The organism is uncultured Tenacibaculum sp. (assembly GCF_947498805.1).
GTDB lineage: Bacteria > Bacteroidota > Bacteroidia > Flavobacteriales > Flavobacteriaceae > Polaribacter.
In genome coordinates, this window is record NZ_CANMLT010000002.1 from 432,364 (window position 1) to 455,246 (window position 22,883).

16 protein-coding genes are annotated in these 22,883 nt (G+C 30.4%); 13 read left to right on the forward strand and 3 right to left on the reverse strand.

Features of this window, described 5'->3' with window-relative positions; translation table 11 throughout:
* Positions 1-74 precede the first annotated feature (74 nt).
* Positions 75-1,502, reverse strand: coding sequence for an AAA family ATPase (locus tag Q0873_RS04965; RefSeq protein ID WP_299104786.1), 1,428 nt, complete (start codon positions 1,500-1,502; stop codon positions 75-77).
* A 103-nt stretch (positions 1,503-1,605) separates the two neighbouring features.
* Between Q0873_RS04965 and Q0873_RS04970 the strand changes: the two genes are divergently transcribed.
* From Q0873_RS04970 to Q0873_RS04985, 4 genes are all read left to right on the forward strand, one after another.
* Positions 1,606-2,340, forward strand: coding sequence for a hypothetical protein (locus Q0873_RS04970; protein WP_299104787.1), 735 nt, complete (start codon positions 1,606-1,608; stop codon positions 2,338-2,340).
* A complete protein-coding gene (locus Q0873_RS04975) occupies positions 2,324-3,142 on the forward strand; it encodes a DUF3822 family protein (protein WP_299104788.1) in 819 nt (272 codons plus the stop codon). The genes Q0873_RS04970 and Q0873_RS04975 overlap by 17 nt, the downstream gene beginning before the upstream one ends.
* 1 nt (position 3,143) lies before the next feature.
* Complete coding sequence (locus tag Q0873_RS04980; protein WP_299104789.1) at positions 3,144-3,686, forward strand: RsmD family RNA methyltransferase; 543 nt, start codon at positions 3,144-3,146, stop codon at positions 3,684-3,686.
* A 109-nt stretch (positions 3,687-3,795) separates the two neighbouring features.
* Complete coding sequence (locus Q0873_RS04985) at positions 3,796-4,077, forward strand: hypothetical protein (RefSeq protein WP_299104790.1); 282 nt, start codon at positions 3,796-3,798, stop codon at positions 4,075-4,077.
* A gap of 58 nt (positions 4,078-4,135) precedes the next feature.
* On the opposite strand, the gene Q0873_RS04990 is transcribed toward Q0873_RS04985, so the two are convergent.
* Positions 4,136-5,758, reverse strand: coding sequence for an ATP-binding cassette domain-containing protein (locus Q0873_RS04990; protein ID WP_299104791.1), 1,623 nt, complete (start codon positions 5,756-5,758; stop codon positions 4,136-4,138).
* A 183-nt stretch (positions 5,759-5,941) separates the two neighbouring features.
* On the opposite strand from Q0873_RS04990, the gene Q0873_RS04995 reads away from it, so the two are divergent.
* Positions 5,942-7,300, forward strand: coding sequence for a hypothetical protein (locus Q0873_RS04995; protein WP_299104792.1), 1,359 nt, complete (start codon positions 5,942-5,944; stop codon positions 7,298-7,300).
* 128 nt (positions 7,301-7,428) lie between these two features.
* Positions 7,429-9,240 carry a DEAD/DEAH box helicase gene (locus Q0873_RS05000; protein WP_299104793.1) on the forward strand — a complete coding sequence of 604 codons (1,812 nt, stop codon included), beginning with the start codon at positions 7,429-7,431 and terminating at the stop codon, positions 9,238-9,240.
* Between the two features lie 72 nt (positions 9,241-9,312).
* Here the strand turns inward: Q0873_RS05000 and Q0873_RS05005 are convergent, their stop codons facing one another.
* Positions 9,313-11,115, reverse strand: a complete 1,803-nt coding sequence (locus tag Q0873_RS05005; RefSeq protein WP_299104794.1) for a sodium:solute symporter family protein — start codon at positions 11,113-11,115, stop codon at positions 9,313-9,315.
* Positions 11,116-11,185: 70 nt separating this feature from the next.
* Here Q0873_RS05005 and Q0873_RS05010 point away from each other — a divergent pair, with 70 nt between their 5' ends.
* The 7 genes from Q0873_RS05010 to Q0873_RS05040 all read left to right on the forward strand — a co-directional run bounded on the left by Q0873_RS05010 (position 11,186) and on the right by Q0873_RS05040 (position 22,868).
* Positions 11,186-12,085, forward strand: coding sequence for a sugar phosphate nucleotidyltransferase (locus Q0873_RS05010; RefSeq protein WP_299104795.1), 900 nt, complete (start codon positions 11,186-11,188; stop codon positions 12,083-12,085).
* Complete coding sequence (locus Q0873_RS05015) at positions 12,070-13,146, forward strand: aminoglycoside phosphotransferase family protein (protein ID WP_299104796.1); 1,077 nt, start codon at positions 12,070-12,072, stop codon at positions 13,144-13,146. Before Q0873_RS05010 ends, Q0873_RS05015 begins: the two co-directional genes overlap by 16 nt.
* Before the next feature lie 16 nt (positions 13,147-13,162).
* The gene (locus tag Q0873_RS05020) at positions 13,163-16,060 is read left to right on the forward strand and encodes a carboxypeptidase-like regulatory domain-containing protein (RefSeq protein WP_299104797.1); all 2,898 of its coding nucleotides are present in this window, start codon (positions 13,163-13,165) and stop codon (positions 16,058-16,060) included.
* Positions 16,041-16,862: a hypothetical protein gene (locus Q0873_RS05025; RefSeq protein ID WP_299104798.1), complete on the forward strand. Its 822-nt coding sequence runs from the start codon at positions 16,041-16,043 to the stop codon at positions 16,860-16,862. The genes Q0873_RS05020 and Q0873_RS05025 overlap by 20 nt, the downstream gene beginning before the upstream one ends.
* A 147-nt stretch (positions 16,863-17,009) precedes the next feature.
* Positions 17,010-19,421 carry a prolyl oligopeptidase family serine peptidase gene (locus Q0873_RS05030; protein ID WP_299104799.1) on the forward strand — a complete coding sequence of 804 codons (2,412 nt, stop codon included), beginning with the start codon at positions 17,010-17,012 and terminating at the stop codon, positions 19,419-19,421.
* 136 nt (positions 19,422-19,557) lie between these two features.
* Positions 19,558-21,450: a molecular chaperone HtpG gene (gene htpG / locus Q0873_RS05035; RefSeq protein WP_299104800.1), complete on the forward strand. Its 1,893-nt coding sequence runs from the start codon at positions 19,558-19,560 to the stop codon at positions 21,448-21,450.
* Positions 21,451-21,539: 89 nt separating this feature from the next.
* Positions 21,540-22,868, forward strand: coding sequence for a hypothetical protein (locus Q0873_RS05040; protein WP_299104802.1), 1,329 nt, complete (start codon positions 21,540-21,542; stop codon positions 22,866-22,868).
* Positions 22,869-22,883 lie beyond the last annotated feature (15 nt).

The following is a 22,883-nucleotide window of genomic DNA, read 5'->3' on the forward strand; positions in this document are numbered from 1 at the left end:
TTAATATTTGATTGCCTAACAAAAATAGTTTTTTTGACTAGCTAACCAATTAAATTAACAAAACACTAACATTTTTAACTTATGAAGTACTCGTCTTTAAATCCAATCAAATATAACTTTTCTTGGGCACGCGTTACTGCTGTATATAACCATCTTAAATATTCTACAGAAGGTCCGTCAGGTAAATAAGGTTGCTCTATAAAAATGGTTTTCCATTGTCCCCCTTGTGATTTATGACAGGTCATGGCATAAGAAAACTTTACCTGAAGTGCGTTAAAGAACTTATTTTTCTTAACTCCCATAAACTGCTTATACTTTGATTTCTCATGAGCAAAATCTTCTTTTACTGCTTCGTATAAACGATTAGACTCTTCATAGCTTAAAGAAGGACTTTCACTAGTTAAAGTATCTAACAATAGTACCGTTTCAAAAGGTTTCATATCAGGATAATCAATCATTCTTATTTCAACCTCCGCAAACTTAAATCCATATAACTCCTTGATCGAATTAATCCTCATTACCTCGCAAATATCTCCATTGGCAATAAAGCCAGCTGAAGAAGAGTCCTTCAACCAAAAATAATTGTTCTTAACAACCATTACATAATCTCCTACCGAGATTTCATTTTCTTGCCCTCTTATTTTGGTCCTTATTTGTTGATTATATTGATTGGCTCTTTTATTAGAACGTACAATAATTGCAGTATCTTCAACTCCAATATCGCCATCATATGCTTGTGTAATAGCATCTTGAATATCATAACCATCTTGTAAACGAACGATATCAGGGAAGTTTACATCAAATTTAAAATGCTCTGAATCATTTTGAACTAACAAACGTAAATCGGTCGCATTCATTAGAATTCCAGAGTTTTCTTGTTGACGTACTACTTCATCCAACTCTATCTCGGTTATATCTTTATTGAATTCAAAAGAAAGTTTATCTGCCTCTAAGGCCGGACTCATTGTTAATTTAACAGGTGGCAACTGCGCTGTATCCCCAATAAAAACTATTTTACAATTCTTACCAGAATATACATAAGATATCAAATCATCTAATAAAGAGCCATTTTCGAACAATTTCGCGTTTTGCTTCTCATCAGAAATCATGGAAGCCTCATCAACAATAAATAAAGTATCTGTATGCTTATTGGGTTGCATTACAAAATTTACAGCTCCACTACTCTGTTTTTTAGGGAAATAAATTTTCTTATGAATTGTATATGCTTGTTTTTTTGAATATCCCGAAATTACTTTGGCCGCCCTACCTGTAGGAGCTAATAACACTGACTTCTTACCTACTCTCCATAGATTATTTACTACCGTACTTATAATGGTTGTTTTACCTGTTCCTGCATATCCTTTTAGCAGGAATAAGGCACGGTTGTTGTTGTCAAATATAAAGTCTGTTAAAGCATCAAGAAGCTCTTGTTGCTTATCTGTAGGTTGGTAAGGAAATTTTTGTAATAACTCTTTATAAAAAGTAGAAGCAGATTCTATCATATTTTAAATAATTCACAAAGATAAATCTATTTATAGATTATTTGTTTTTATCATTCAAAAAAAATTGTAGATTTGCGAATATCATATATTAAAAATTAAAAAAATGAATTTGTTATTAATGATTTTAGCAGCTGTTGCAGTTGCAATTCTATTAGCTTTTTTAATAGTAAAATTTGTTCCATTGAAAATGAGATGGTTAGTATCTATTTTATTATTAGTAGCTTCAGGTTTTTTAGCTTATAAAATTTATGGAGGTATTATGGAACCGATATACTTTAACAAAGATAAAAAAGTACGTTACGCTAAAGTTATTGAAAACTTAAAGTTAATTCGTGATGCTCAAGTTAAGTTCAATGAAGCAAAAGGAACTTATGCTAAAGATAAAAACCAATTAATTAATTTTATCCAAAATGACTCTTTAGCTATTACTGAAGCTAGGAATGAGCAAAAGACTGTTGAATTAGGTGGTGGTATTACTAAAGAAATTTCTGTAAGAGTAATTGATACTGTAGACTATGAGCCTGCTTCAAAATATTTCGAAGGAAAAGATTTACAAGCAATCTTTAAAGTACCTGGAACTGACGTTGAATTTCAGATGGCTACAGGAACTGTTGAAAAGGTAGCTGGATTAAATGTACCAGTATTCGAAGCTAAGGTTAGTAAAAAGCCTATTTTAAAAGGAATGAATCCTTCTTTAATTAAGCAAGAATTAGAAGCTGTTGAAACTGATCAAATTAAAGGAGAATTTGTATCTGTAGGTTCTTTAACTGAAGTAACTACTGGTGGTAACTGGCCTCCATACTACGATAAAGGAGAGAAAGTTGCAAAAGAAGAGTAGAAAAAAAAGCGTTATTGCGCAACATAAAAAATTATCCATCCAATTTAGTTTGGATGGATTTTCTTTTTGTATTACTAATGATGATACAGGAGAAATTATTGTTTTTACTGAGTATTCTTTTAAGAAACCTATTTCCTCACCAGAGCTTTTATTAACGAATCTAATAGAAGTTTTTAAGAAGGATGAAGATTTACAACACGAATTCAAAACTGTATTTGCTGTACATCAAAACAACCTAAGCAGTTTAGTTCCTACTCTGTACTTTGACAGAAACAATTTAAAACCTTATTTAAAGTATTCTGTAAAAACATTAGCTACGGATTTTATTACTTACGACGAAATTGAGAATATAGCGTCAAATAATATTTACATTCCTTATGTAAATATTAATAATTTTCTATTCCAAAATTTTGGAGAGTTTGAATATAAACATCATTCAACCGTTTTAATAGAAAAGTTACTAGACCTAACTACTAATAAAGAGAAACAATTTTATGTACATGTTTCTCATAACCATATAGACATTGTCGTTTGTAATAAGGAAACGCTATTCTTATACAATTCTTTTCCCTATAAAACCAAAGAAGATTTTTTATACTATGTTTTGTTTACCGCAGAACAATTAGAAATGGATCCAGATAAATTACAACTGTATTTGATTGGAGAAATAGAAAAAGACTCTGAGTTATTTAATATTACTTACAATTATGTTAGAAATGTTAACTTTTTAAATAAAGAGTCTAACTTTTTTGAAGGAAGTAACGAGTTTTCAAACCATTCAAATTTTATATTAGTTTCTTAAAATGAGAATAATTTCAGGAAAATATAAAAGTAAACGTATTACTGCACCAAAGAACTTACCTGTTCGACCTACTACGGATATGGCGAAAGAAGCCCTATTTAATATTTTAAATAATCTATTTTATTTCGAAGGAATTTCTGTTCTGGACTTATTTTCTGGAACTGGAAACATTAGTTATGAATTCGCTTCAAGAGGTACCGAAAATATTTATGCCGTAGATGCTCATTATGCTTGCATTAAGTTTATAAATCAAACTGCAAAAGACTTAGATGTAGACATTACCACTTTTAAAAGTGATGTGTATAAATTTCTAGGAAAAACTAATCTTAGTACAGATGTAATCTTTGCTGATCCTCCTTATGACTTTGAAGAAAATCAATTCTTAAAGATTGCTGATCTTGTTTTTGAAAACAAACTATTAAATGAAGATGGCGTTTTAATTATTGAGCACTCTAAACAAACCAATTTAAGTGAGCATCCTCAATTTAGCTATGAAAAACGTTATGGAGGAAATGTTTTTAGTTTTTTTTCAGTAAATGTCTAAAAATCAACACCTTTAAACGACAACTTACATTCATTTATCGAAAAAATGAAGTCTTTTCTATAATCAAACTTAATTTTGAAGTATTAAATATTCTTAAAACTTTGAAATTATGGAATTTAGAATTAGACATATAAACGAAAACTCACTGAAACTTTCTGGAGAACTTAATAAAAGCAGCTTGGAACTTTTTGAGTTTGTAACATATCAAGCACTTAATAAATACAGTAACTTAACCTTAGATATAAGTAAGGTTACTACTATTGACAAAGTAGCCATTGAAAGTATTCTTACTTTGTATAAACATTCATTAAAAAAAGAAAAAGTACTCTTATTTTATGGATATGGTGCAAAAGACATTTTAGACGAAATACATTATAAAAATATCGCTTAAATAAAAAAGCCATTGTAATATTACAATGGCTTTTTTATTTATATAAGTTATCAAGTTATTAAGAGTACATCTTTTCTCTTAATTCCTTCACTTTAGGGTCATCTAAATACTCATCAAAAGTTGCATATTTATCAATTACACCTTTAGGGGTAATTTCAATAATTCTGTTTGCCACAGTTTGTGCAAACTCATGATCATGCGTGGTAAATAAAACTGTTCCTTTAAAATTAATTAAAGAGTTGTTTAACGCTTGAATAGATTCAAGATCTAAGTGATTCGTTGGTTCATCTAATAATAAAATATTAGCACGAGTCATCATCATTCTAGATAACATACAACGAACTTTTTCTCCTCCAGAAAGCACATTACTTTTCTTTAATGCCTCTTCCCCTGAGAAAATCATTTTTCCTAAGAAACCTCTTAAGAACACCTCTTCTCTTTCCTCTTCTGTTTGAGCATACTGACGTAACCAATCTACAAGGTTCAACTCTCCATTTTGAAAAAACTCAGAATTGTCCGATGGTAAATATGATTGAGTAGTTGTAACTCCCCAACTATGCTTTCCTGAATCCGCTTTATCATTATCAGTAATTGCTTGGTAAAAAGCTGTGGTAGCTTTAGAGTTTTTTGAGATAATAGCTACCTTATCTCCTCTATTCAAGTTAATATCTATATTAGAGAATAACAATTCTCCTTCAACATCTGTTTTAGATAAACCTTCTATATTCAAAATCTGGTCTCCTGCTTCTCTATCTCTTTCGAAAATAATTGCTGGATAACGACGACTCGAAGGCTTTATTTCTTCAACATTTAATTTTTCAATCATTTTCTTACGAGATGTAGCTTGCTTTGATTTTGCTACGTTTGCAGAGAAGCGACGGATAAATTCTTCTAATTCTTTCTTTTTATCTTCCGCTTTTTTATTCTGTTGTGCTCTTTGCTTTGCTGCTAATTGAGAAGATTCATACCAGAATGTATAATTCCCTGAGAAGTGGTTTATCTTACCGAAATCAATATCAGAAATATGTGTACAAACTGCATCTAAAAAGTGACGGTCGTGAGATACTACAATTACTGTATTGTCATAATTTGCTAAGAAATGTTCTAACCAAGAAATCGTTTCAAAATCAAGGTCATTCGTTGGCTCATCCATGATTAATACATCAGGGCTTCCAAATAAAGCTTGTGCTAATAAAACACGTACTTTTTGTTTACCATCTAAATCACCAACTAATGAATAATGTAAATCTTCTTTGATACCTAAGTTTGACAACATTGCTGCCGCTTCAGAATCGGCATTCCAACCATTCATCTCTTCAAACTTTACCTGTAACTCTCCAATTTTCTCAGCATTCTCATCGGTATAATCGGCATATAATGCATCTATCTCTTTTTTAATAGCATACAAGTCTTTATTACCCATTATTACAGTTTCTAAAACAGGCTGCTCATCAAAAGCATAGTGGTCCTGAGAAAGTACTGACATACGTTTTCCAGGCTCCAAATGTACATTCCCTGAAGTTGGATCAATCTGTCCTGATAAAATCTTTAAAAAGGTAGATTTTCCAGCACCATTAGCTCCAATAATTCCATAGCAATTACCTTGAGTAAATTTAGTATTTACTTCATCAAATAAAACACGTTTACCAAATTGAACTGATAAATTAGAAACTGATAACATTATTCTTTTTTTAAATTCCGTGCAAAAGTAAACAATCTCTACTTTTTAAAAGAATTTGCAAGTAAATATTTAACAGTTTAAATTTGCGCGACTTAATTCTTTTAACAACGAATTAACACCCTAAAAGTAGCTAGATAAGTATTTTTGAATGTTATTTGTTGATTGAAGTTGAAAACAGTGTTAATGACTAGATACATATTACCCCTTCTTCTCCTAATTTTAGTAGGATGTAATGGTGCCAAAGAAGAAAAATTAACTTCATTTGGTGGTAAAATTATTAATCCTAAATCTAAATTTGTACTACTTACAGATCACGATAAATTTACTGATACTATTCCTTTAAAATCAGACAACACTTTTAACAGTAGATACAAAAATCTTAAAGAAGGATTGTACTTTTTTCAACACGGTCCTGAACACCAATATGTTTATATTGAACCAAAAGATAGTATTCTAATTCGTTTAAACACTTGGGATTTTGATGAGTCACTTGTTTTTAGCGGAGACAACGCAGAAAAAAACAATGCCTTAATTGAAATCTTTTTGGACAACGAGATCGATAAAAAATTCCTTTACGAAACTTTTGAATTAAATTCTAATCTTCTAAAAGAAAAAACAGATTCGCTGTTACAAATAAAGGATACCTACTATAATAGTTATAAAAACAACTTTCCTGAAACTTCAGAACGATTTTTAAGTTTATTAAAAATTGCTCTTACACACCAACCATATATTTTCTTAGAGAAATCAGCAATAAAAAACTGCTTAAAAAAGACTCCTGAAAAATTGGTTGATAACTATTTTGACTATAGAGAAAATGTAAATCGTTCTTTAGATTCCATTATGTTTTATTACCCGTATAATCAACTTGTAATAAGTAGTATTTATAATGATGTATATCAAAAAGGAGTTAGTCAAAATTCAGAAAACATCACACTGGAATTACTAAATAGTATCAATAGTAATATTAAAGATGAGCAAGTACGAAATAGATTATTGTTTAATACTACAGTTAAACATTTCTTTTCAGAAACCTGTAATTACAACAGTCAAAAAACATTGTATACCTTCTTTAAGTTTAGCACAAGTATTGATGATAAAAAGGAAATTCAGCGTTTGATAAACGACACCAAAAAAATAAAAAAAGGAGATCAACTTCCTTCTTTTGAGTTGATTGCTCCTACTGGAGAAATGGTTGATGTATCAAAGTTTTCAAAAGGTAAAAAGACTGTAATCTACTTTAAAAACCACAAGTTTTCTTCTGATGAATATGTTTCTTCAAGAATTAATCATCTTATCAAAACGAACCCAAAAATCAATTTCTTAATTGTAAATTCTTGTAAAAACGCTTCTTGTTTTACAAAGGATATTGACATTAAAAATCAAGTAAGACTTTCGGAAAATAGTAAAGCCAAAGAGTTTTTGTCGAGTAAATTTTCTAGAATGATTCTTGTAGATGAAAAAGGAATTGTTAAAAACGGTTATACCAGTTTAAGCTCTGAAAAATTAAACGATCAAATAGCCAATTTAGAAAAACATTAGATTCATTCTTTCTGTTTATTTTATTTAACGTACTTTTGCGCCGTCCAAAAATCTCCTTAACAGAGATTATAATTAAATATTAAGGAATTCATAGATGGGCATCTGTGGATTCAATAAAATTCACATTTATGTCTACATTTATAGATTTAGGTTTACAAGAACCTATTAATAAGGCGTTGACTGATTTAGGTTACGAAACACCAACAGTTATTCAACAAAAAGCCATTCCTCAAATCATTGCATCTACAGATGATTTAAAAGCATTTGCTCAAACAGGTACTGGTAAAACTGCAGCATTTAGTTTACCGATTATTGAATTGGCAGATCAGACCAATGCAAATACACAAGCTATTATTTTATCTCCAACACGTGAGTTAGCTGTTCAAATTGGAAAGAACATAGAAGATTTCTCTAAGTACTTACCAAACTTAAAAGTTGCTACGGTTTATGGTGGAGCTAACATAGAAGAACAAATTAGAAAGCTTAAAAGAGGGGTTCAAATTGTAGTAGGAACACCAGGTAGAACGGTTGATCTTATCAAAAGAAGAGCTTTAAAATTAGGTAATGTTCAATGGCTAGTATTAGATGAAGCTGATGAAATGTTAAACATGGGCTTCAAGGATGAACTTGATCGAGTTTTAGAAGCGACTCCTGATAGCAAACAAACATTATTATTCTCTGCAACTTTTCCAAGAGAAGTAGAAGCTATTGCGAACAACTATATGAGTAATCCTGTTGAAATTACTTCAGGACAAAAAAATCAAGGTTCAGACAATGTTAGCCACGAATACTATTTAGTAAACGAAAAAACTCGTTACCCTGCCTTAAAAAGAGTTGCTGATTTAAATCCTAATATTTATGCAATTGTTTTCTGTAGAACGCGTAGAGAAACACAAGAAGTTGCAAATAATTTAATTAGAGACGGATACAACGCAGATGCTTTACACGGTGATTTATCACAAGCTCAGCGTGATTCTGTGATGGAAAAATTCCGTAAAAAAAATATTCAAATATTAGTTGCTACCGATGTAGCTGCTCGTGGTTTAGATGTTAATAACCTAACGCATGTTATTAACCATAAATTACCAGATCAAATAGAAAACTATAACCACCGTAGTGGTAGAACTGGTAGAGCTGGAAACAAAGGAATTTCTATTGCTTTAGTTTCAAAAAAGGAACAAGGTAGATTACGTCCGATAGAACGAATTATAAAAAAGAAATTTGAGCATACCCCAGTTCCTTCGGGAAGTGAAATTTGTCAAAATCAATTATTTCATTTAATTGATAAAGTTCAAAATACAGAGGTTAATACGAATCAAATTGAAAGTTTTTTACCAAGTATTTATGATAAACTTGAAGATTTAAGTCGTGAAGAACTAATTCAAAAGTTCGTTTCATTAGAATTTAACACCTTCTTATCTTATTATGAAAACGCTCCTGATTTAAATAATTTATCATCAAGAGAGAATTCAAGAGGAAGATCTTCAAATGAAAACATGACTCGCTTCTTTATTAATATTGGTAGAAAAGACAAGTTAAATCCAGCGAAATTAATTGGATTAATCAATGATCAAAAGATTGGTGATAAAGTTGAGATTGGAGCTATTGATATTTTAGACACATTCTCTTTCTTTGAAATCGACAAAAACTTTGAAGGTGATACCTTAGAAGCTTTTGCGGCTAATAGCCCTGATTTTAATGGTAGAAATGTAAACGTTGAAGTTACTAAAACTGATAGAGGAAGTGGCGGACGCGGACGCGGAAGAGGATCAAGAAGAGATGGTGGCAGAAGAGATGGAGGTCGAAAAGGTCAATTTAGCGGAAAAAGAAGAAGTAACGACGAAACGCCTAGTAAAGGTTTTGGAAGAAGACGTAGTGAGAGTTCTAATAAAAAAGGACAGAATTCGGAAAACTTTAGTAGAAGACGTAGAAGAAGATAATTCTTTATTCAACATAATAAAAAAAGCACCTGTTTTCACAGGTGCTTTTTTTTATTATGTACATAGTATTCACTACAAGAAATTCACCTTAATTTTCTTCCATAGCTTAAGTAATCCAAAAGCAGAAACTAAGGTTAAAACCGACAAACCTACAGCCAGCCCATAATTTCCATATATCCAATTACCTGTTGCAAAAAGGCAACTAAAGACTAAAACGCATCCTATAAAGACGGCTAATAACCCATCTGTTAAATTAGTGCTTACCTCCTTCTCTTCTATTATTATTCCCTGATCCTTAGCACTACTTAAAACCGGTTTCCACCCTTCCTTTTTAGGCTGAATCTTATTGTAAAACTCAATCAATACCTTATCATCTTCTGGCTTTGTTAAAATAGTTACTAACACCCAAACAAGTGTTGTAAGTAATACTACCAATGGAAATTGCCAATAACTCTCAAATAATCCCTCTGCTCCAAACAAATATTCAGAATTATAATGAAAAATTAATGAGAATATTCCTGAAGCTAACATTGCCGATATCTCACTCCATGCATTAATTCGCCACCAAAACCAACGTAATAGAAAGATCAATCCAGTACCTGCTCCAAACATTAAGATGAACTTAAAGATTTCCAATGCATTTGTAAATGACAATGCTAGTATTGCACTAAAAATCATTAAAACCACTGTAGACAGCTTCCCTACATTTACCAACGTTTTTTCAGATGCGTTTGGGTTAACATTCTGTTTGTAAAAATCGTTTACTATATATGATGCACCCCAGTTTAAATGTGTAGAGATTGTACTCATATAGGCAGCTATCAGTGAAGTTAACACTATTCCTGCTAAACCTTCAGGTAAGTACGTTAACATTGCTGGATATGCCAAATCATGTCCTAATTTACTATCTGAAACATTTGGAAACGCTTCTTTTATACTTGCTAAATCTGGAAACACTACTAATGAAGCTAGTGCAACAATAATCCATGGCCATGGACGTAATGCATAGTGTAAAATATTAAAGAAAAAAGTAGCACCTATTGCGTGGTTTTCATCTTTTGAAGCCAACATTCTTTGTGCTATATATCCACCTCCTCCAGGTTCTGCTCCAGGATACCAAGCACTCCACCATTGCACCGCCAAAGGAATTATAAAAATTGAAATTAATAATTCTTTATTGCTAAAATCTGGTAAAATAGATAGTTTATCTGTTACGTTTGGGTGGGTTAATAAATTTCCTAATCCATCAACTTCTGGATGATTTACAGATACCACCGCTGCTCCTATTGCTCCAATCATTGCTACGAAAAACAATAAAAAATCGGTATAAACCACTCCTTTAAAACCTCCTAATGCACTAAATGCAACTGTTACTACTGAAGCTATTCCTATGGTCTGAATAGGTGATAATCCAAGCATTACTTCTCCAATTTTAATAGCAGCTAAAGTTACTCCTGCCATTGCCAATACATTGAAAAATACACCTAAATATAATGATCGAAAACCTCTTAAAAACTTTGCTGGTTTTCCCCCATATCTAAGCTCATAAAACTCTAAATCTGTTGTTACTTTACTCTTTCTCCATAGTTTAGCATATATGAAAACGGTTAACATTCCCGTTAACAAGAAAGCCCACCAAACCCAGTTACCTGAAACTCCATTTGTTCTAACAATGTCTGTTACTAAATTAGGTGTATCTGTTGAAAAAGTTGTTGCCACCATAGATACTCCTAACAACCACCAAGGCATATTTCTTCCAGATAAAAAATACTCAGAAGTACTTTGTTTAGATTTCTTGGAAACCCAAATTCCGATTCCTAAAGTAATACTGAAAAAAATGAAAATAAAAGCGTAGTCAATCGAAGTTAAATTCATGAAGTTAAATTTAGTTTTGACCAAAATAATCAATCAATTTAAATTATATTCACCTTTTAAAATAAAAATTATGATTCTTGTAATTCTTGCAGCGGGATTGGGAAGCAGATATGGCGGATTGAAACAAGTAGATGCCGTTAGTGATCAAAATGAAGCTATTATTGATTTCTCTATCTATGACGCCATACAATGTGGTTTTAAAAAAGTTGTTTTTATCGTTCGAAAAGAAATACTAGATACCTTAAAAAACTCCTATAGCCATAAATTAAAGAATCTAATTGATATTGAATTTGTTTGTCAAGAGATAACCGATGTTCCTTCTGAATTTATAAACCCCAACCGAAAAAAACCTTGGGGTACTGCACATGCACTTCTAGTTGCTAAAGATACTATTGACAGCAATTTTTGCGTCATAAATGCTGATGACTTTTATGGTAGGTCATCTTTTAGTAAAATGGCTGTTTTTTTTGCAAACACCCTACAAAATACGAATACATATGCAATGATTGGTTTTAGAATTAAAAATACGCTTTCTAAGAGCGGAAGTGTTTCAAGAGGTGAATGTACCTTAGATAATGATGGGAATTTGAAACAAGTGATTGAAAGAACTAATATTTCCGCTATTCAAAAACGTATTGTATACATTGATAATAATCAAGAAAAAGAAATTGAAGAAAACACATTAGTTTCAATGAATTTTTGGGGCTTTACTCCTACTATATTTGAAGAACTAGAACCACTCTTTTATCAATTTTTAAAAGAAAATCATTTAACAGAAAAAAATGAATTCTACTTACCTACAGTTGTAAATCATCTACTTAAAAAGAATAATACTTCTGTTAAAGTGATTGAAACCGATGCTAACTGGATGGGAGTTACTTATAAAGAAGATAAAGCAGCGGTAGTCTCACAAATTACTTCTTATAAAAAAGAAGGTATATATCCTTTAAACTTATGGAACAAGAATTAATACAAATTTTCATTCAATTTAACATTGATACTAGTTTTAGAGAATTTAAAACTTTTAATTCTGGACATATTAATGATACATTTTTAATATATACTGATAGTTCCACTTCTTATGTACTTCAAAAAATAAATGGAAATGTTTTTAAAAATTCCGTTGATCTAATTCAAAACAAGGTTGCTATTGCCAATCACTTGTTACAAAAGGGATGTAAAAGCCTAGAGTTCATTCCAACAAAAGAGGGTAAAATGTATATTGAGGATGCAAAAGCTAATTATTGGTGCTTATCCAAGTATATTGAAAACTCTCAAACATTTTTACAAGTTGAATCAAACGATATAGCATATCAAGCTGGTGTAGCTACTGGTAACTTTTTAGCAAACACTACAGATTTTAATGGAAACTTGATTGAGATTTTACCTAATTTTCACTCTATATCATGGCGTTTTGAACAATTTAAACAATCCTTAACTACTACTTCACAAATACGAAAAGAGAAAGCGCAAGAATGGATAAATTTCGTTTTTAATCATATTGAAGAAATGATTGTTCTTGATCATGCTTTGAATAACAATGAAATTCCGCTGAGAATAACGCACAATGACACTAAAATCTCAAATATTTTGTTTGATCAAAATAAAAATGCTATTTGTTTGATTGATTTAGATACTGTTATGAAAGGTTGTATTCATTTTGATTATGGAGATGCCATTAGAACTATTTGTAGTACAGCTCCTGAAGATGAAATGGACTTAGAAAAAGTAAACTTTAATTTTAACTACTTTAAACACTATTCTTCAGGTTTTTTTAAATTTTTAAAAGGAAAATTAACTTCAAAAGAAATTCACCTCTTACCTCACAGTCCTAAAATAATGACTTTTATTATGGGATTGAGATTTCTAACCGATTATCTAAATGATAATATTTACTACAAAGTTAAGTACCCAAACCATAACTTAGATAGAGCAATTAATCAATTTACATTGGTAACAAAAATCAAAAAAGTGCAACTAGAAATAAACAACGAAATTTTTAGAAGTAAAAACTTACTTTTGCACCGCTAAAATCAAAACCATGATTATGAAAATTAATAAAGTTGCTATAAACAAATATTTAAGTTTGTTCATAACTTTTACATTACTATCTGCTTGTAGTAAAGATGATATCATACAAAAGCAAACAACTGGTATTAACACTGGCATAGAAGCTAACAATAATGAAACTAATCGTTTAACTAAAGTTATAACTACTGAAACTATAAGTACTAATTTCAGTATAACAGTTCTAGATCAAGATAAAAGTGGTATTCCAAATGCTACTGTTTCTATTGGAGATAAGAGAGTTCAAACCAATAGTAATGGTTCTCTTCTTATTGAGAATATCAATGTGAATAAAGAATTTCAATCAATTAAAGTAGAAGCAAATGGATTTAGTTCTACAGTAAAAACTGTTACTCCTTCTTCAAATGGGGTTACTAACGTTACTGTCACTTTATTAAAACCTACTTTTATAAAAACCTTTTCTGCCATTGAGGGTGGTACCGTTTCCGATGGTGGAATTTCAATTAAATTTCCAAAAGATGCCATTGCCGATCAACAAGGTGATTTATTTGAAGGGGAAGTAACAACTACGGTAACATATTATAATCCAACTGCCGCAAATTTTGCTGAAACTATGCCAGGAACACTGGTAGGGTTAGATGATAACAATAGTCTTCAATCTTTAATTTCAAAAGGAATGGTTAAAGTAGATTTAACCGATACAAATGGAAATGAATTAGAAATTTTTGAAGGTAAGGAAGCTACTATTACATTACCTGCATTAAACAACGATCCTACAACAATACCTCTTTGGCATTTAAATGAAGAAAAGGGAATTTGGGTTCAAACTGGAACCGCAACGAAAAATGGGAATTCTTATACAGCTAAGGTTACACATTTTTCTACTTATAACCTCGATATTCCAGGAGAAACGATTGATTTAACTGTAGTTTTAAAAGATACTAATGGACAATTATTGGCAAATCAAAAAGCAATTATAAAGGCTACCAACAACAATGGAGTATATAGTATCTATATAGAAACAGACGAAAAAGGAGTATTTAAAATTAATGGAGCTCCTAAAGGAGCACTCTATAAAATTGAAATTATTACCTCTTGTGAAAACATTGTTGTTTTTAACGAAATAATCAATGAGACTAGTTCTAAAGAACTTATCATTTCTTATTTTAAACCAAGAATCATTACTCTTCATGGATTCTTAAAAGAGTGTAACAACGAAGTTCTTAGAAATAAAGCTTTTATTATGATTTTAGACAATGGTAATAAAAAAAGTACCATAAGTGCTTATACCAATGAAGATGGTTATTATACAGTTACTTCATTATTATGCAACTATAATACAACATCAACATATACTGTACAAATTAGAGTATTTGACGGCGCTAATGACATTGTAAAAACTGATGAATTTGTTTTTGAAACTGATAACAAAATTAGAGACATTACAGTCTGTAATGGTGAAATTGAAACTAGCACTGACCGCATTTATGAGGGACATATTACTATTGACTCAGACGAAAAATATAAATCTTTTATTAAGTTTGGGTATACTGAAGTTACTGGAACTTTGTTTCTTGAGAACCTATCAAATACTGATTTTAAAGAACTAAATACCTTAAAAGTTTTAAACCATTTATATGTCAAGGATAATCACAATTTAATCAACTTAAAAGGCTTAGAAAATGTAAAACAGCTTAATGGAGGTTTGACGATATGGAACAATAACAATTTACTTAGTTTTGAAGGACTAAACGGTATAACAAAAATAAATTCGGATTTCACAGTAAGAAATAATGACCAATTAACAAATTTTAAGGGACTAGAAAATGTTACTACAATAGAAGCCAGATTTTTTGTTGAAAAAAACGATAAACTACTAAATTTCAAAGGATTAAATAGTTTGATTTCAGTAGCTAATCGCATGCAGGTTTTTTCGGTTAGAGAAAATAATTCTTTAAGAAATTTTGAAGGGCTTGAAAACCTAACTTCATTTAAACACACTTTTGATATTCAAGGAAATGGTAATCTTATTAATTTTAAAGGTCTTATTGGATTAACCGAAATTCAGTTCTTTGATGTTAAACATAATAATTCATTAGAAAACTTTGATGGTCTAAATAATTTGAGCAAAATATCAAGATCTTTTGAAGTACAATCCAATTATAAACTCAAGAACTTTATTGGATTAGAACGTTTAAAGTATATTTATGAAGGTAAAATACTCCAAAACTTCCATTTAACCAGTTTAACAGGTTTAAATAACTTAGAAAGGGTATCAAGATCTTTAGAAATTGAAGCTAATGATAACTTACCAAATCTCATGGGACTAGAAAAACTAAATTCAATACTTGGATTAATCGTTGGAAATAATAAAAAATTAATCAGTTTCGCTGGAATTAATAACTTAGTTAGTTTAAGTGGTTTAGTTATTAGATTTAACAATTCCTTAGACAACCTCAATGGGTTGGAAAAGCTCTTAAAAATTAATTCTTTAGAAATATACGATAATGAAAATTTACAAAACCTTAATGGATTAGAAAACCTAAATTCAGTAAACCAAATTAAAATATTGAGAAATTTTAACTTGTTAAATCTAATTGGTCTTAGTTCAATAAATTCTTTAGAATATTTAACAATTGAAGGAAACCAGAATTTGTTAAACTTAGAGGGACTTAGTAATATGAATTATATTCAAACTTCACTAATTATAAATTATAATCCAGCAATATCAAACTTAGATCATTTAGAAAATCTAAAAACCGTTGGTGGGTTATACGTTAATTCGAATGAAAATCTAACCAATTTTTGTGGATTAACAAATGTCTTAACTACCGGTAATAACTATAATTACTTAGTTTCTTCGAACAAATACAACCCTACTAAACAAGATATAATTAATGGAAACTGCAGTCAATAAAACCCAAAATACGATTATGAAAATTAATCTATCCATAGTAAAAAAATTATTCACTACTGCACTTTTACTTCTTCTTTCATGGTCTTGCACTGATAATAATGATATTACTAACGAACATATTTTTGAAGGTGATGTTATTTTAGACACAAATGAAAAGTATCATGAATTCATAGAAAACAATTACACTCGAATTACTGGTAATTTACGTATTAATAATCTCACCGTTCTAAATATAGATGGTTTAAAACAACTTCATAAGGTTGATAAAAAAATTGAAATAAGGAATAACATTAACCTACGAAACATCAACGGTTTTAAAAATTTAAATTCTGTAACGGGAATTGATATAATTGAAAACAAGTCACTTGTTAACCTCGAGGGACTAGAAAAAGTCAAATATTTAGAGCATAGTTTGTTTATACAATCCAATGAAAATTTAACTAGTTTAAAGGGATTAGATAACCTACGGTCAATTGATTTTATTTTAAGTGTTTTAGGTAACCCTAAAATAACCAACCTAGAAAATTTAATGAAATTATCATCTGTTGGATATTTACAAATAATAAGGAATCAAAATTTGTATAATTTAAATGGACTGTCTAACCTAAAAAAACTAACGGGAATAAAACAATCCCATGTCGTTATTTTTTCTATACAAGATAATACAAACCTTGTTGATTTATGCGCTATAACTTCACTTGTAAAAAATAATTTTGAAAAAATTGGAGCAGATAGCCTTATCTGGAATAATGCTTTTAATCCATCAAGACAAGAAATCATAGACGGTAACTGTAGTCAATAATAAAAAAAGGATGAAATTAAAACTTCATCCTTTTTTATTTCTCTGATATTTCTAAACATGCGTAATCGTATTTAAGTTAATTTTAACATTTACGATATTTCCTTCAAACATCTTGGTTATATCTTTGAGATTCAAAACTATATCTATATGAAAAAAATAAGTCTACTATTGTTACTTAGTATCTCTTTTTTGAGCTTTTCTCAAGAAAATATTGGATACCAAGAACCTGCAAAAGAAATTTTAGAACTGGCAAATGCTCCGCAAACTCCTAGAATTAGGATGAGTAGTGATGCTGAAAACATTTTATTCTTATACCGAAGTAACTATAAGAGTATTGAAACATTATCAGAAAAAGAAATGCGTCTTGGAGGATTACGAATTAATCCGAAGACTAACATTAATAGCAGACAAAGTTATTTTAACAATGTAAAAGTTAGAATTGGTAGAAATGGTAAAGAAACTACCATTACCGGCTTACCAAACAAAGGCCGTTTTGCTTATTTTTCTTGGTCTCCAGATCAACAAAAAGTGGCTTTTACCAATACAACTACCACTGGAGTAGAGTTATGGGTTTTAGACATCAAAGGTAAAAATGCTAAAAAATTAACTTCAGCTACTCTTAATGCTAATATGGGTAGACCATTTTCTTGGTTTAAAGATAGTAAGTCTTTATTAGTAAAGTTTGTTTCTAAAAACAAAAAAGAATTAATTGATACGAAATTAAGTATTCCTACAGGTCCTACCATTTCTGTAAATAAAAAAGGTAAAAAAGCACAAAACCGTACATATCAAGATCTTTTAAAAAATAAAACTGATGAGCATAATTTTGAACAATTAGCCTTATCTGAATTACAAAAAGTAAATCTTGATGGTACTAAAAGTGAATGGATGAAAAGCAATATGTATAGAGGTGTTTCTTTTTCTCCAGATGGTAACTATATAATGATTACGATTATTCAAAAACCATTTTCTTACCTAGTACCTTATTACAGATTTCCAGCTAAAACGAATGTTTATGATACTAATGCTAAACTGGTTACCACTGTTTTAGAAGTTCCTTTAATCGAGGATCTTCCAAAAGGATTTATGGCTGTTAGAAAAGGGAAAAGAAATATCGCTTGGCGTGGTGATAAACCTGCAACCCTATTTTGGGCTGAAGCTTTAGACGGTGGAGATCCTAAAAACAAAGTAGAATTTAGGGATGAAGTCTTCGAATTAGCTGCTCCATTTAAAGGAAAAGCTACGCCTTTATTAAAAACAATTGGTAGATTTTATAGTATAAGATGGGGTAATGATCAAACAGCTATTGCACAAGATTATTGGTGGAATACAAGAAATACCAAATCATATGTATTCAATCCTTCAAATAATGGAGTAAAACCAACTACCATTGAAGATAGAAATTATCAAGATAGATATAGCGACCCAGGAACTTTTGTTACTAAACGTAATAAATATGGGCAATATATCTTAGAAATGGTTGGCAATGACATATTTTTAATTGGAGATGGGTATAGTAAAAAAGGAAAATTTCCTTTTGTAGATAAACTAAACTTGAAAACTCAAAAAACAACAAGATTATACCATTCAAAATTAACCGATAAAGTTGAAGGAATTCTAACAGCTTTAGATATGAAGAAAGGTGAAATTTTAGTGCGTCTTGAATCTAAAAATGAGTTTCCTAACTATTTTGTCAGAAATATAAAGAAGAAAACAAAACCTACTCCATTAACTACTTTTGAAAATCCATTTAAAAGTATTCAAAATGTTCATAAAGAAGTAATCAAATATAAGCGTGAAGACGGATTAGAATTATCTGGTACATTATACTTACCAAAGGGTTATGAAAAAGGGAAAAAATATCCAATGATTATGTGGGCTTATCCTAGAGAATTTAAGGATAAAAGCAGTGCAGGACAAAGTACCTCTAGTTCTAATGAATTTACTTATCCTTGGTACGGTTCTCCTATTTATTGGGTAACTAGAGGTTATGTAGTATTAGATGATGCCTCTTTCCCTATTGTTGGTGAAGGTGAAGAAGAACCAAACGATACTTTTATAAAGCAATTAGTAGGAAATGCAAAAGCAGCTATTGATGCCGTAGATGATTTAGGATATATAGATCGTAATAGAGTTGCTGTAGGTGGACATTCTTATGGTGCATTTATGACTGCAAATCTATTATCACATTCGAACTTATTTGCTGCTGGAATAGCAAGAAGCGGTGCGTACAATAGAACTTTAACACCATTTGGATTCCAAAGTGAAGAGCGTAACTATTGGGAAGCTCCTGAAATATATTACAACATGTCTCCTTTTATGCACGCAGATAAAATGAAAACCCCTTTATTGTTAATTCACGGAAAGGCAGACAATAACTCTGGAACCTATCCTTTACAGAGTGAGCGCTATTTTAATGCGTTAAAAGGATTAGGTGCCCCAGTAAGGTTAGTAATGTTACCAAAAGAAAGTCATGGTTATAGAGCAAAAGAATCTATCATGCACATGCTTTGGGAACAAGATCAATGGTTAGAAAAGCACGTTAAAAACAAAAAATAAACGTCCAAAAAACAAATCCTACGCCTTTACTACAATGTGAAGGCGTTTTTTTATGTCATCTTGTCATTAATCTATATTTGGTATTTTTTTTGACTAAACTCTCATCAGAAAATAATATCAAATAAAATATATACTTATGAGTAAAGGAAACATTAATGTATCGGTTGAAAATATATTTCCACTGATTAAAAAATTCTTGTATTCTGATCACGAAATCTTTTTACGTGAACTTATTTCTAATGCCACTGATGCAACTACCAAATTAAAGCACCTAATTTCTATTGGTGAAGCTAAAGTTGAGTACGGTACTCCACAAATCGAAATTAAAATTGATAAAGACAATAAAACACTTCATATCATAGACCAAGGTTTAGGTATGACTGGTGATGAAGTTGAAAAATACATCAATCAAATTGCGTTTTCTGGAGCTGAGGAATTTTTAGAAAAATACAAAGACTCTAATAACGAAACAGGGGTTATTGGACATTTTGGATTAGGTTTTTACTCTGCTTTTATGGTAGCACATAAAGTAGAAATTATTACTAAATCCTATAAAGATGAACCTGCTGCTCATTGGACCTGTGATGGTTCTCCAGAATACACTTTAGTAGCACATGACAAAACTGAAAGAGGAACAGAGATCGTTTTACATATTTCTGAAGATGAAAAAGACTTTTTAGAAGATCATAAAATCTCAGGATTATTAAGTAAATACAACCGTTTTAACCAAATTCCAATCAAATTCGGAACCAAAGAAGAAACGTTGCCTTTACCAGAAGATGCTGCTGAAGATGCAAAGCCAGAAACTAAAACAGTTGATAATGTTATCAACAACACCTCTCCTGCTTGGACAAAAAAGCCAGCTGACTTAGAAGCTGAAGACTATACAACTTTCTATAGAGAATTATATCCAGCACAATTTGAGGAGCCTTTATTCCACATTCATTTAAATGTAGATTATCCTTTTAACTTAACTGGTATTTTATACTTCCCACGTTTATCTCAAAACATGGACATCCAAAAGGATAAAATTCAACTATATCAAAACCAAGTTTTTGTTACAGATAATGTTGAAGGAATTGTACCTGATTTCTTACAAATGTTAAAAGGAGTTATTGATTCTCCGGACATTCCTTTAAACGTTTCACGTTCTTATTTACAGGCAGATGGTGCTGTAAAGAAAATTTCAGGATATATTACTAAAAAAGTAGCCGATAAATTATCTTCTTTATTTAAGAAAGACCGTGAAGATTTTGAACAAAAGTGGAACGATATTAAGGTGATTATCGAGTACGGAATGTTATCTGAAGAAAAATTCTTCGATAAGGCTAAGAAATTTGCCTTATACCCTACTGTAAATGATGCATATTTTACTTTTGATGAATTAGTTGAAAAAACTAAAGATGCGCAAACTGATAAAGATGGTAATCACATTATTCTTTACGCTGCAAACAAGGATGCTCAGCATAGCTACATCGAAGATGCAAAAGCAAAAGGATATGAAGTATTATTATTAGACTCTCCAATTGTAAGTCATTTAATGCAGAAGCTAGAAATGAGCTCTGGAGATGCTAAAATTCAGTTTAAACGTGTAGATGCTGATCATGTAGATAACTTAATTAAGAAAGATGACACGGTAATTTCTAAACTTTCTGAAGAAGAAAAAGAGAAGTTACAACCAGTAATTGAAGGAGCTGTAAACAATACTAATTATACGGTTCAATTAGAAGCAATGGATTCTAGTGCTTCTCCTTTTATTATTACGGTTCCAGAATTTATGCGTCGTATGAAAGAAATGCAAGCTTCTGGTGGTGGCGGAGGAATGATGGGTATGGGTAATTTACCAGAAATGTACAATCTAGTTGTAAATACCAATCATGAATTAGTAAGCGACATCTTAAATGCAGATGAAGACAAGCAAAAACAATTAGTTACACAAGCGTTTGATTTAGCTAAATTATCTCAAAACTTATTACACGGTGAAGAGTTAACAAACTTTATAAAGCGTAGTTACGAATTGATAAAATAAGTAATATACTTATGTAAACTATAAAAAACCTCTTTGTTTAATCAAAGAGGTTTTGTTTTTTTGTAATCCGATCAATTAAAAAACTTACTATGAATGACGATTATAAAAACTCAAAATTTAAAGATCTTTTAGATAAATTACAGCAAGAAAGTTGGCAATTAGAACTACTTATTACTGGGTTTGCCATTTTTGGTTTAATTAGTTTAATTGAACCCATTGAAGCAGCTCATAACGAAGCCGTAGCTCTTCAACATTATGGTCGATTCTATTATCCTGTTATTCGACTGTCTTGCTATATTTTGATTATTAACCTTGTTGTGCATGTAATTTTACGTGGGTTATGGATTGGAGCTATTGGTTTAAGATATGTTTCCAATGATATTGATTATGAAGAACTCAATTATCACGAACGTTTTACTAAGTACTTAAAAAAGAAAGTAGGTTCTTTTGATGGTTATATTGCTCGATTAGAAAACTACTGTAGTATCTTATTTGCAGTAACCTTTATTACGCTGTTTTATCTAATCTCTTTTTTCGCAGTTATTTTTGTTGTCATCCTTGCCGGAAACTTATTTATGGAAGGCTTATTATTTTCTCGTGAAATAGGAGCTTTCTTTTATGGTTTTTTCACGTTAGGCTTTTTAGGTTTAGCCTTTGTTGTTTTTATTGATTTTATAACCTTAGGATATTTAAAGAAAAAAGAATGGACCTCTTTTTTATACATGCCTATATATAAAGTATTTAGTATCATTACCTTATCATTCTTATATAGACCCTTAGTATACAATCTTTTAGACAACAAATTTGGACGTAGAATCGCCTTAATTTTATTCCCCTTATACATGTCTATCTTGTATTTAAGTACTTTAAACAATGTAAGATCTAACTATTTAGATACGAAATCCTATTCATCCATAAACTACGCAAGAAACAATAACTACTTAGATTTACTTGAAAAAAATGAGTTTGTAAAAGACGTAGCTATTCCAACAAAAATTATTAACAAACCCTATGTAACTGTCTTTATCCCTTTTAAGAAAAAAACTGAAGATATTCTTTTAGCTAGAAATAAGAACTTAGTTCCTGAAAAAGATGAAAGAGGTCTAAATAGTAGTTTTTTTAACTTTTTTAGAAGAAAAAAAGGTTATTCTCGTAAAAGAGATAGCATTTACACGAAGTATTTAAATACTTTTAATGATACTTATAGCATTGTCATTGATAGTATTAAATTCTCTTCAGATTTTATTATTAATACAACCAACAAACAACTGGGCTTTGAAAGTGTTATTCCTTTAAAAGATATACCCGAAGGAAGACATTTAATTGCTATTAAAAGGAAAGTACGAAATATCAAAACTCAAGAAGACAACATAGAAAGAGTTGCCGAAATTCCTTTTTGGTATTATAAACATAATTGATTTCACAAAATCTTA